We start from the raw sequence: 11,840 nt of genomic DNA, 5'->3' as shown, positions 1-11,840 counted from the left end.
TGTCAGACCTGGCACCAAGGTGGACACCGGGGTGGACATGCCGGTGGGGCGATTGTCGAGCCCGTGTCCGATTGTCAGACCTGGCACCGGGGTGGACACGGGGTCGTCAGTCGTCGAGCTTGCGCCGGAAGATCCAGGTGCGCTCGTCCGAATCGTGCTTGTCGAAGGCGTAGCCGTCGACCTTGAAGCCTTTCAGCTTGTCGGCGTCGACGAGGCCCTTGAGCGCCGCATAGCGCGCCATCAGGCCGCGCGCCCGCTTGGCGTAGAAGGAAATGATCTTGTACTTGCCACCCTTCCAGTCCTCGAACACGGGCGTGATCACGGGCACGGTCAGCAACGCTGGCTTGACCGACTTGAAGTACTCTTCCGACGCCAGGTTGACCAGCGCCTTCGCCCCATTCGCGGCAATGGCCGCGTTCAGCGCCCCGGTCACGCTCTCGCCCCAGAAGGCGTACAGGTCCTTGCCCGCCGCCGTGGCCAGCTTGGTGCCCATTTCCAGCCGGTGCGGATGGATCAGGTCGAGCGGACGCAGCACGCCGTACAGGCCGGATAAAATACGCACGCTGCGCTGCGCGTGGTCGAGCTGGCCAGGTTTCAGCGAGCGCGCGTCGAAACCGGCGTACACGTCGCCGTTAAACGCCATGATCGCCTGGCGCGCCTCGCGCGTGTCGACGCTCCAGCTCGCATAGCGCTCGACATTGAGCACCGCCAGCGGGTCGGAAATGTGCATCAGGGTGCCCAGTTCGGCCGGCGAGTAACGCCGCAGCACGTCGATCAGCGCGCTGGAACGGTCGAGAAAGTCGGGCGTGGTGTGCAGCGTGGTGGTCGGGGGCGTTTCAAGGTCCAGCGATTTGGCGGGCGACAAAACAATCAGCATAATCAACTTACTACAAATAAACAGACCAATATGATACCCGCTCCAGCCAAACGCATCGTGCTCGACACCAATGTCTGCCTCGACCTGTTCGTCTTCCACGACCCCCGCTGGGACAGCCTGCTGGCCGCGATCGACGCTGGCACGGTCGAGGCCGTGACCCGCGCCGATTGTCGCGAGGAATACCTGCTGGTGCTGCACTACAAGCACCTGCCCCTCGACGACGCCTCGCGCCCGCTCGCCGCCGCCCGTTTCGACGCCCTCGTCAAGGTGGTCGCGCCCGATGCCAGGCCGGTGCGCCTGCCGGTCTGCACCGACCGCGACGACCAGAAATTCCTGGAGCTGGCGCGCGACGCCGGCGCCGACATCCTCATCACCAAGGACAAGGCCCTGCTCAAGCTCGCCCGCAAGACGGCCCAGGCCGGAATGTTCCGGATCATGCTGCCGGACGCCTGGGTCAAGCTCGCTGCCGCGCCGGCGCCGTAAGTGCTGCGCCACACGAGTTCGTTTAACAGGAGACCGAGCGGCAAAAAATAATGATCTGTGCTAAGTTCATCCCATTGGCATAGCGCCAGTTTTGCATGGGGAATTCTTTGGCACCTCCGATCGATCCAGCGCCTGCCGCTCACCCACCCGGCGAGGCCGACAAGGGCTTTCTCGACGGGCGCGGCGAGATGGCCGCACTCATCCGCGCCCACGATTGGCACAACACGCCGCTCGGACCGATCGAGCGCTGGCCGCAGAGCCTGCGCACCACCGTCAGCCTGTGCCTGGCATCGAACTTCCCTATCAATATCGTGTGGGGACCGAGCTACACCCAGATCTACAACGATGGCTACCGCATCGTGTGCGGCGAAAAGCATCCGGCCGCACTCGGCATGGATTACAGCGTGTGCTGGGAATCGGCGTGGCCGGCCATCGGCCAGGCGTTCGAAGCCGCACTCCAGGGCGAAACTTCCTTCCTGGAAAACCAGCGCATGTTTCTGTTTCGCAACGGTTACCTGGAAGAGACATTCTTCACTTTTTCGCACAGCCCGATCCGCGACGAGAGCGGCGGCATCGGCGGCCTGTTCCATCCGGTGACGGAAACCACCGAAACCATGATCGGCGAGCGCCGCACGCGCGCCGTGCGCGACCTGACCGCCTGCCTGGCCGACGCCGCTTCGACCGCGGACGTGTTCCGCCTGAGCGCCGCGACCCTGCTCGCCTTCGACTTCGACCTGCCCTTCCTGCTGCTGTACCAGCGCACCGGCGAGCGCCGCTACCGCCTGGCGGCCTGCGAGGGGATTGCGCAAGGCGGCGCCGCCAGTCCGGCGGCGCTGCAGCCGGACACCATCGACGACTGGTGCTTCGGACAGGTCGCCGGCGGCGCCGCCCCGTTCTTCGTCGGCGGCCTGCGCCAGGTGCTTGGCGCCCAGCCCTGCGGCCCGTATGACGAGGCGCCCGACCAGGCTTACTGCGCCGCGCTGGCCGTCAACGGCGGCGTGCCGGACGCGCTGCTGGTGGCCGGCGCGAGCGCGCGCCTGCCCTTGAGCGACACCTACAGCGGTTTCTTCGACCTGGTTGCCGCCGCCATCGGCGCCTCGCTGGCGCGCGTCACGGCGGCCGAGGAAGAACGCAAGCGGCGCGACATGCTCGCCGCCATGGACCGCGCCAAGACCGTGTTTTTCTCCAACGTCAGCCACGAATTCCGCACGCCCCTGACCCTGATGCTCGGCCCTCTGGAAGACGCGCTCGCCTCAAGCGCGCTGCCGGACGAGGAAAAAGACCGCCTCGGCATCGCCTACCGCAATGCCCAGCGCCTGCACAAGCTGGTCAATTCCCTGCTCGATTTTTCGCGCATCGAATCGGGCCGCAGCGACGCGCGCTTCGTGCCGACCGACCTGGCCGTCCTCACCCGCGACCTGGCCAGCAACTTCCGCTCGGCCTGCGCCAAGGCGGGGCTGGACCTGATCGTCGACTGCGGCGCCCTGCGCGCGCCGGTCTGGGTCGACCGCCAGATCTGGGAAACGATCATCCTCAACCTGGTGTCGAACGCTTTCAAGTTCACCCTGGCCGGCAGCATCCGCGTGAGCCTGCGCGACGAAGATGGCGGCGTGGCGCTGACGGTGGCCGATACCGGCGTGGGCATTCCGGCGGCCGACGTCGGGCGCGTGTTCGAGCGCTTCCACCGCGTCGAAGGCCAGCGCGGGCGCTCGATGGAAGGCACCGGCATCGGCCTGGCGCTGGTGCGCGAGCTGGTCACCCTGCACGGCGGCAGCATCGACGTGACCAGCACCGAAGGCCAGGGCAGCACCTTCCGCCTGATCCTGCGCTACGGCGCCGCGCACCTGCCGGCCGACCAGCTGGTGGAGGAAACGGACGCGCCGGCCCCCGGCGCCAATGCCCAGCGCTACGTGGGCGAAGCGCTGCGCTGGCTTCCCGACGCCGCCGCCGGCGCGCCCGCGCCGCCACTGCCCAACGGCCCGACCGTGCTGCTGGCCGAAGACAATGCCGACATGCGCGCCTACATCGGCCGCATCCTGGAAGAAGGCGGCTGCCGCGTGCGCGCCGTGGCCGACGGCGCCGCCGCCCTGGCCGACATCCGCCAGGGCCTGCTGCCCGACGTGGTGCTCACCGACGTGATGATGCCGGTCATGGACGGCTTTACGCTGCTGGCCCGGCTGCGCGCCGATCCCGCCACCGCTTCGCTGCTGGTGATCCTGCTGTCGGCACGCGCCGGCGAAGAAGCGCGGGTCGAGGGCTTGCAGGCCGGCGCCGACGACTACATGGTCAAGCCGTTCAGCGCGCGCGAACTGCGCGCCCGCGTCGACGGCGCCCTGGCCCTGGTGCGCCAGCGCCGCGCCGCCGCCCTGCGCGAACAGCAGCTGCACGGCGAAATCGCGATCCAGCGCGCGCGCGCCGACCTGCGCGAAAGCCAGGCCCACCTGGCCACCCTGTTCGACCAGACCGCCGCCGGCATCGCCGAGATCGACCTGTCCGGCGTGCTCCAGCGCGTCAATGCGCGCTATTGCCAGATACTGGGGCGCAGCGCCGACGAGCTGCTGGGGCGCTCGCTGTACGACTGTCTCGCGCCGGCGGAACGCGCGGCCCACCTGGACCTGCTGGCGCAGGCCGCTGCCAGCGGCAAGGCCTTCGAGGCCGAGCAGCGTTATCTGCGCCCGGACGGCGCCGAGGCATGGGTGACCACCGCCATCACCCCCATCTACCTCGGCGACAACGCCCCGGCGCGCAGCGCGCTGGCGGTGGCGCTCGACATTTCGGACCGCAAGCAGGCCGAACTCACACTCTGGGAAACCGTGGAACGGCTCGAATTCACGCTCGAAGCGACGCAGATCGGCACCTGGGACCTCGACCTCGTCAACGACCGCGCCTACCGCTCGCCGCGCCATGACCAGTGCTTCGGCTATACCGCGCCGGTCGCGCAGTGGGGCTTCGATATCTTCATGGCGCATGTGCATCCGGACGACCGCGCCTGCGTCAGGCAGAAGTTCCGCGATGCGATCGCCGAGCTGCGCGACTGGCACTTCGAATGCCGCGTGCTGTGGCCCGACGCCAGCCTGCATTGGCTGGCCGGGCATGGCATCGTCTACCACCATCACGGCAAGCCGACCCGGATGACGGGGATCGTGATGGACATCACCGAACGCAGGCAGGCGCAGGAAAAGCTGGTCCAGGAAAGCGCGCGCAAGGACGAATTCCTGGCCATGCTGGCGCACGAACTGCGCAATCCGCTGGCCCCGATCAGCGCCGCCGCCGAACTGGTGGGCATGTCCAGCCTGGACCCCAAGCGGCTCAAGGCCACCAGCGCCATCATCAGCCGCCAGGTGCGCCACATGACCAGCCTGGTGGACGACTTGCTGGACGTCTCGCGCGTCTCGCGCGGGCTGGTCGACATCGCCAAGGACCGGGTCGCGATCGCCGACGTCATCGCCAGCGCCGTGGAACAGGCGCGCCCCCTGATCGACGAGCGTGCGCAAACCCTGAGCGTGAGCCAGGCAGCGCGCGATGCCCAGGTATGCGGCGACCACAAACGCCTGGTGCAGATCGTCGCCAACCTGCTCAACAACGCCTCCAAATACACTCCGCGCCAGGGCGCCATCGAGGTGCGCACCACGCTCGACGCGGCGCGCGTGTCGGTGGCGGTGCGCGACAACGGCATCGGCATCCTGCCCGAAGTGCAGGAGCGGGTGTTCGAGCTGTTCGCGCAGGCCGAGCGCAGTTCGGACCGCTCGCAGGGCGGGCTGGGGCTGGGCCTGGCGCTGGTCAGGAACCTGGTACAGCTGCACGGCGGCGATGTGGCCTGCACCAGCCCCGGGCTGGGCGAAGGCAGCACGTTTACCGTCACCCTGCCGCTGCTGGTCGAGCATGCGCCGACCGCGTCCGGGGCTGAGGGCAGCGAGGCGCCATCGGCCGAGAAAAAGCTCAAGATCCTGGTTGTGGACGACAACATCGACGCCGCCGACATGCTGGCCATGCTGCTGCAGTCGCTGGGCCATGAAGTAATGGTCGAGTACGGGTCGCACAAGGCGCTGGCGCGCGCACCGGTCGAGCGGCCCGACGTCTGCCTGCTCGACATCGGCCTGCCCGACATGAACGGCAACGAACTGGCGCGCCGCCTCAAGACCGAACGCGCGACCAGCCACATCAACCTGTTCGCGGTGACCGGCTACGGCCAGCAGTACGACCGCAATACGGCGCTGCAAGCCGGCTTCGACCAGTATTTCGTCAAGCCGGTGGACATCGAGCAGCTCAACGACCTGCTGTGCCGGATCGCGCCGGCTTGAGCCGGCCGCTGTAGGGCCGATGGTATGCGTCGCCGGCGCGCGCACAAAACGTTCGGGGCCGCATGGACCGAGGGCCGCTGGCCGCACGCCGTCGACGATCTCCTCGCTGGCAAGGCGGCCGGCGATCGCCGCCAGGGTCACTCCCGGGTGCATTGCGCGCGCCCTGCCGCACTTCCATCTCGGCGCTGGAGATAATGGTGCGCGCAAGGCCGGGCCGGGACGTGTAGCGGATGAATATCGCCGGCGAGGCGGCGATCGGAACAGGCACATTCAATCGCCCCGTCAGTTTTGCGATGCCGGTGCCCGATGCCAGTACCACCGTGTCGGCGTCGATCGTGCCGCCAGCGGTGTCGATCCCGGTCACCCGCGCGCCCTCCACCACCAGGCCGAGGACCGGCGTTTGCGTCAGTATCGCGGCCCCGAGCGCACTGGCGCCCGCAATCAAGGCATGCGCCGCCTCGACCGCATCGAGCGCGCCCTGCTGCGCCGCGTACGCGGCCAGGCCTGGCGGCTTGCGCAGATTCGGTTCCAGCTGCGTTATGCGGGCCCGGTTCACCAGTGCCGCGCCGGACGGCACGGATGCGCCCTCGTCCAGGCCATAGGACAGGGCACCCGTCCATCGTATCGACAGTCCTGGCAACTGCGTTTCCAGCAAGCGGTAAGCATCGATGGCGGCGCCGCGCGATTGTGGAATGGGATCAGGGCCGCTGCAGGACGTGTTAATCCATGCGAAGGATCGTCCTGTCACGCCGGCGGCGATGCCTTGCGCCTCCACGACGGTGACCTGCGCGCCCCTGCGCGCCAGGTGGTAGGCCAGCGATGCCCCGACGATGCCTGCGCCAACGACGACGATATGTCTGGGTTTTTCATGATTCATTCAACTGCCTCGGATTGACTACCAGCCCGCAATCGGTCTCCTTCAGCGCCATCGGATGCGGCCTTCTTTGCGATTATAGCTTTGGGTCGGGCTGCGCTAGAATAGCCGGTCCATCACTTACCGAACGCTCCATGTCCACTCCTGTCCTGCACACCCGCCTGCCCGCCGTCGGCACGACCGTTTTTTCGCTGATGTCGGCGCTGGCCAGCGAGCATGGCGCGGTCAACCTGGGCCAGGGTTTCCCCGATTTTGCCTGCGAGCCGGCCCTGCTCGACCACGTCGACGCCGCCATGCGCGCCGGCCACAACCAGTACCCGATGATGACCGGCGTGCCCGCCCTGCGCGGCGCCATCGCCGCCAAGATCGAGGCCCATTACGGCGCGCGGTACGACGCCGCCAGCGAGATCACCGTTACCGCCGGCGCCACCGAGGCCCTGACCACCGCCATCCTGTGCTGCGTGCATCCGGGGGACGAAGTGATCGTCATCGAACCGGCCTACGACAGCTATGCTCCCGCCATCGCCCTGGCCGGCGGCGTGCCGGTGCCGCTCGCCATGCAGCTCGGCGAGCAGGGATACAGCGTGCCGTGGGACCGCCTCGCCGCCGCCGTCACGCCGCGCACGCGCCTGATCGTCATCAACACCCCGCACAACCCGACCGGGTCGGTGCTGCGCGCGCCCGACATGCGGGCGCTGGCCGACATCGTGCGCGGCAGCGACATCCTGATCCTGTCGGACGAGGTGTACGAGCACATGGTCTACGACGGCGCGCGCCACGAGTCGGTGTGCCGCTATCCGGAACTGGCGGAACGCAGCTTCGTCGTATCGAGCTTCGGCAAGACCTACCATGTGACGGGCTGGAAGATCGGCTACGTCGCCGCCCCCGCCGGCCTGATGGCGGAGTTCCGCAAGGTCCACCAATACAACGTTTTCAGCGTCAACACGCCGATGCAGCATGGCCTGGCCAGCTACATGGCCGATCCGGCGCCCTATCTGGAATTGCCGGCGTTTTACCAGCGCAAGCGCGACCTGTTCCGCGATGGCCTGAAGGGCTCGCGCTTTACCATGCTGCCGGCCGACGGCACCTATTTCCAGTGCGCGCGCTACGAGGCGATTTCGGCGCTGCCAGAGTCGGAATTCGCGCAGTGGCTGACCAGGGAGATCAAGGTCGCCGCGATTCCCGTATCGGCGTTTTATAGCCAGGCGCGGGAGTCGGGCATTGTACGCTTCTGCTTCGCCAAGAAGGACGAGACACTGCGCCTGGCGCTCGATCGCTTGAGCAGCTTGTAATCGAGGGGCGTTCTCGCGCAGCGGGAATGCGGCGTCGCCCGTCGGCTGGCGGCGTCGTGTGCGTAACTGAGGAAGAAAGTGTGCATTCGTGATTATTTGATAGAAAGGCAACGTTTACAAAACGTAAAATAAGGCTCGACTATCGTTCATCAACCAGAAAGAGCCCATGAAACACGCCTTCAGCGCAATCGCACTTTCCCTCGCCACGCTCGCCTCCGGCGCGGCCTACGCCGGCGAATATATCGGCAGCGTCTCCACCAATGGCTGGTACGACTTCCGCCTCAATCCTGGCGACCGGATTATCTCGCCCAACTTGCGCTACATGACCTTGATGCAGCTGAACGGCAACCTTGTGACCTACCGCCTGAGCGACTTCCAGATGATTTTCAATACCGGTCCGCAAAGCAATGGCGGCACCTACGGCCAGTTGACCGAGGATCACGGCCTTGCCATTCGTAACAACTATCAGGAACTGTGGAGTACCGGCACCGCACAAGCGGGCGTGGCCGATCCGGCCACCAGCCTGCGCCTGCACGACGACGGCAAGCTCGAAATAATCGGCTCTCCCATTCCAGGCAGCACGTATCCCTACGCCATCCGGTGGCGCTCGGGGCGCGACAACTACGTGCCCAGCTGCGCGACGGGCGCACCGGTCCCCTACCAGGTCTGCATTTATGGCGGCACGATGACCGTCAATATGTGCTCGCCAGAAGCGGCTAACACCTTTGTCATCAACAACGGCGGCCGCTACGGCGCGTGCTGAGGACAGCATGCCGCTGACGCCTGCCTGAGCTGCCTGGCCGGGCTGTGATACGGCAGGCGCCGACGCCGCGCGCACGCCGATGCCGCGGTGTGCGCGGCGCGCCCCGCACGTTGTTGCCAGCCGACGAAAGCTGTTTTCGGTCTGTCAGGAAAGACGCAATTTCGCCTATACTGGAGTCGGAGTTCGCTCGCTGAGCGGCTTCCGACAGCAAGGTCGCCCCATGCGCGCGTCCGCGTTTTACTGTGGCTTACCGGAGCTCGATACCCCATCATGGCAATCAGGCGCATCACCATGGCAGACCTGGCGTTCGGCGAACCGCTGCGCTGGGACATTTTCAGCACGCCGTCGGCCGCGCGGCCGCTGCTGAAAAAAGGCCAGGTGCTCGCGCCCGGCGAGCTTGACGACTGGCTCGCCGCCGGCCTGTACGCCGAAGCCTCGGCGCCGGTCTCGGTGCTGCAGTCGCTCAACCAGATCAACCGCCGCCTGGAACGCACCTTGATGGACCTGCGCGACCAGGGCAGCGCCGACCGCGAGCTGCGCGCCACCGCCGACGACCTGATCGCCACGGTCGAACGGGGCGCCGACATCGCGCTGGCGGCCATCTTCCTGAACCAGATCGCCGGCGCGTATGCGGTGCGCCACTGCACCGAGGCCGCCATCGTCGCCTGCCTGATCGCGCGCGCGATGGACAAGTCGCCGGCCGAAGTGCTGGTGGTCACGGCGGCGGCGCTGAGCATGAACGTGGGCATGGTGCGCCAGGCGGACCTGTTCCAGAACAAGGATGGCGCGCTGTCGCACGAAGAGCGGGCGCTGGTGCGGCGCCATCCGTCGGCCAGCGTCGACATGCTGCGCTGGGCCGGCGTCAACGACGAGGCCTGGCTCGACCTGGTGCTGATGCATCACGAAAACGACGACGGCAGCGGTTATCCGGCCGGAAAACTGGGCGACGAGATTTCGCAGAACGCCAAGCTGATCGGACTGGCCGACCGCTATTGCGCCTTTGTATCGGCGCGCAATTACCGGCGCTCCCTGCTGCCGCCGGTGGCGCTCGAGCGCCTGGGTGCGGGCAACGAGATGCCCTACGACCGCATCGTGCTGGGCCACTTCGCCACGCAGATCGGGGCCTATCCGCCGGGAACCCTGGTGCGGCTGGAAAATGCGGAGCTAGGCGTGGTGTCGCGGCGCGGCCTGGACGGCGCCGGGGTGGGCGTGCACGTGCTGCGCGCGGCCGATGGTAAGACGCCGGGCGAGGCGCAGGAGCGCGTTACCAGCGAACCGGGCTGTGCGATCGCGGAAGCCTTGCACGAGGATCATGCGAAGTTAAGGTTTCCGATGAAGCAGATCTGGGGCGAACTGGCGAGTTTGTAGGAAGGCCTTTTCCGTCTATCCGCTGACGGCGACGATGCATGAGCGGGATATTCCCTGGTGCGAAGTCGACTGTTCAGTCCATGGAAGTTAAAAATAGTCAGACTTTATATAATTGCCTACCGTGTACTCCGCATTCGCTGCAGAAAAGCTATTGCTGCATTGCCGACAGTCGGCCGCATGTTCGGATCTCCCCTCTCCGCCTCGGTTCAAGCACGTCGCATCCGCGATCTCCTCAATTTAAAGGCAATTTTTAATGATTCGAAATATCAAGGTGCTCGCCATCGCGCTCGTATGCGGGCTCGCTGGGCTGAGCCACCACGCTTGGGCGCGGCCAAACAAGGTTGAGCCGAGCTACTACTACACAACGTTCGACCAGGTTAAGTATACGACTTGGCAAGCCGCCTTTGACAGTATCAATCCGCACTGGAATGGGCGCCCTGACCCTGGAACCAAACTCGTTCACTGGCGTGTCGTTGGCGTGCAGACTCCAGATCTGATCATGTTTATTAATGGCCGTTTTGCGAATCAAGGCTTGAAGTGGGATTCTCTTTCATATAACCAAAAGACAAGGTCGTATGAGTGGGGCCCTGCAGCCGGGGGGCCATCGCCATACATCGGCATGATTCCCGAGTGTCCTGTAGGTTACCGATCTGTTCAGCGAGATTACATACATACCGGCTCACTCATAAGTTACACCGCCATTTGTGAGGATGAGAACCCTCAGCCAGAGCCCGAGTGCGACCCGTGCGCACAGCCTGGTAGGCCCGAACCAATTCCAGAGAGAAAAGGCAACCCGATCTACCATTCCACCGGGTTAAAAGAACAGGTCGAAGTCGACTATCAAAGCAGTGGCCCGGGCGGCTTGAAATTCGTACGAACCTACCGCAGCGACCGCAATGGATGGGAGCACAACTACCAGATCACCGGTATGGATTTGAACAAGATGCAGGACGAGCTGCACACTAATCCTATCTCTGAACGGCCCAGAAGTGCCCAGTGCTATTGGGCTATGGCCAAGGATACGGGAAGAATGCGTTGCTTCCGCCCGATGTTTTCAAGTATGGCAAACGATTTTTCCCTGCAACGTGGTAACGGTTCTGCAATCAGATTCGGCAACGCCACCGATCAGAATCCGGCAGCCAATGTGAATGACCGATTGACGCCTGTGTACGGTGTTGACGGCGCAAAAATTGCCAATGACGTGTACAACGCAGCTAACGATTCAACCGAGCGTTACGGACTTGACGGCTATATTCAGACAATCACCTCCCGCGGTGGCCTGGTGCAAACCTTCACCTATTCGCCCTCTGCTACCGGCAGCGGCGTCGACTCGCCGTCACGCCTGCTGCAATCGGTGGCAGATCCGTTTGGTCGCGCACTGACGTTCACGCATGACAGCGCTGGGCGTATCGACACCATGACGACGCCGGAAGGCGGCATTTACAAATATGCCTACGACGCCTTGGGCTCCATATCGTCAGTGACGTATCCCGATGAAAAAGTCCGTAGGTATTTGTACAACGAGCCAGCCTATACGTCAGGCGCCAGTCTTCCATTTGCGCTGACGGGCATCGTCGATGAAAACGGCGCGCGCTACGCGACTTACAGCTATGATCGCTATGGTCAAGCTTTATCGACAGAGCACGCTGGCGGCGTCGACAAATACACGTTTATCTACTACAGCCATGCGACGTATGTGACGGAGCCGCTCGGCGCCAAATTGATGTATCAGTACACACCGTTGTTTGGCGTTCGGCGCATCAAGTCCCAGGAACAGCCAGCAGGCGCTGGCTCCAAAGTCGCTTCGAAGAGCATTACGTATGACGACAATGCGAACATCAGCACCTTCACCGATGTTAACGGCACGGTCACCGCGTACACC

7 protein-coding genes and 1 pseudogene are annotated in these 11,840 nt (G+C 65.0%); 6 read left to right on the top strand and 2 right to left on the bottom strand.

Annotated features, from left to right (window positions below; genetic code table 11):
- Positions 1-106 precede the first annotated feature (106 nt).
- Positions 107-877, bottom strand: a complete 771-nt coding sequence (gene yaaA / locus EJB06_RS31290) for a peroxide stress protein YaaA (protein WP_126077940.1) — start codon at positions 875-877, stop codon at positions 107-109.
- Between the two features lie 30 nt (positions 878-907).
- Here yaaA and EJB06_RS31285 point away from each other — a divergent pair, with 30 nt between their 5' ends.
- Both EJB06_RS31285 and EJB06_RS31280 read left to right on the top strand, forming a co-directional pair.
- Entirely contained in the window at positions 908-1,360 is a 453-nt protein-coding gene (locus EJB06_RS31285) for a putative toxin-antitoxin system toxin component, PIN family (RefSeq protein WP_126077939.1), read from the top strand.
- Between the two features lie 107 nt (positions 1,361-1,467).
- On the top strand, positions 1,468-5,661 hold the full coding sequence (locus tag EJB06_RS31280) for an ATP-binding protein (protein WP_164558099.1): 4,194 nt from the start codon (positions 1,468-1,470) through the stop codon (positions 5,659-5,661).
- Here EJB06_RS31280 and EJB06_RS31275 read toward each other — a convergent pair.
- Positions 5,627-6,538, bottom strand: coding sequence for an NAD(P)/FAD-dependent oxidoreductase (locus tag EJB06_RS31275; protein ID WP_198420957.1), 912 nt, complete (start codon positions 6,536-6,538; stop codon positions 5,627-5,629). The two genes, EJB06_RS31280 and EJB06_RS31275, sit on opposite strands and share 35 nt — an antisense overlap.
- Positions 6,539-6,669: 131 nt before the next feature.
- Here EJB06_RS31275 and EJB06_RS31270 point away from each other — a divergent pair, with 131 nt between their 5' ends.
- From EJB06_RS31270 to EJB06_RS31255, 4 genes and pseudogenes are all read left to right on the top strand, one after another.
- Entirely contained in the window at positions 6,670-7,827 is a 1,158-nt protein-coding gene (locus EJB06_RS31270; RefSeq protein WP_126077937.1) for a pyridoxal phosphate-dependent aminotransferase, read from the top strand.
- Positions 7,828-7,993: 166 nt separating this feature from the next.
- Positions 7,994-8,590: a hypothetical protein gene (locus tag EJB06_RS31265; protein ID WP_126077936.1), complete on the top strand. Its 597-nt coding sequence runs from the start codon at positions 7,994-7,996 to the stop codon at positions 8,588-8,590.
- A gap of 291 nt (positions 8,591-8,881) precedes the next feature.
- Positions 8,882-9,958, top strand: coding sequence for an HD-GYP domain-containing protein (locus tag EJB06_RS31260; RefSeq protein ID WP_229427384.1), 1,077 nt, complete (start codon positions 8,882-8,884; stop codon positions 9,956-9,958).
- 253 nt (positions 9,959-10,211) lie between these two features.
- A pseudogene (locus tag EJB06_RS31255) lies at positions 10,212-11,840 on the top strand (RHS repeat protein); the annotation flags it as partial.

It is taken from the genome of Massilia atriviolacea (assembly GCF_003953935.1).
GTDB lineage: Bacteria > Pseudomonadota > Gammaproteobacteria > Burkholderiales > Burkholderiaceae_D > Telluria_A > Telluria_A atriviolacea.
Note: the sequence above shows the minus strand (reverse complement) of the source record. Positions and strands in the feature narration are given on the sequence as shown.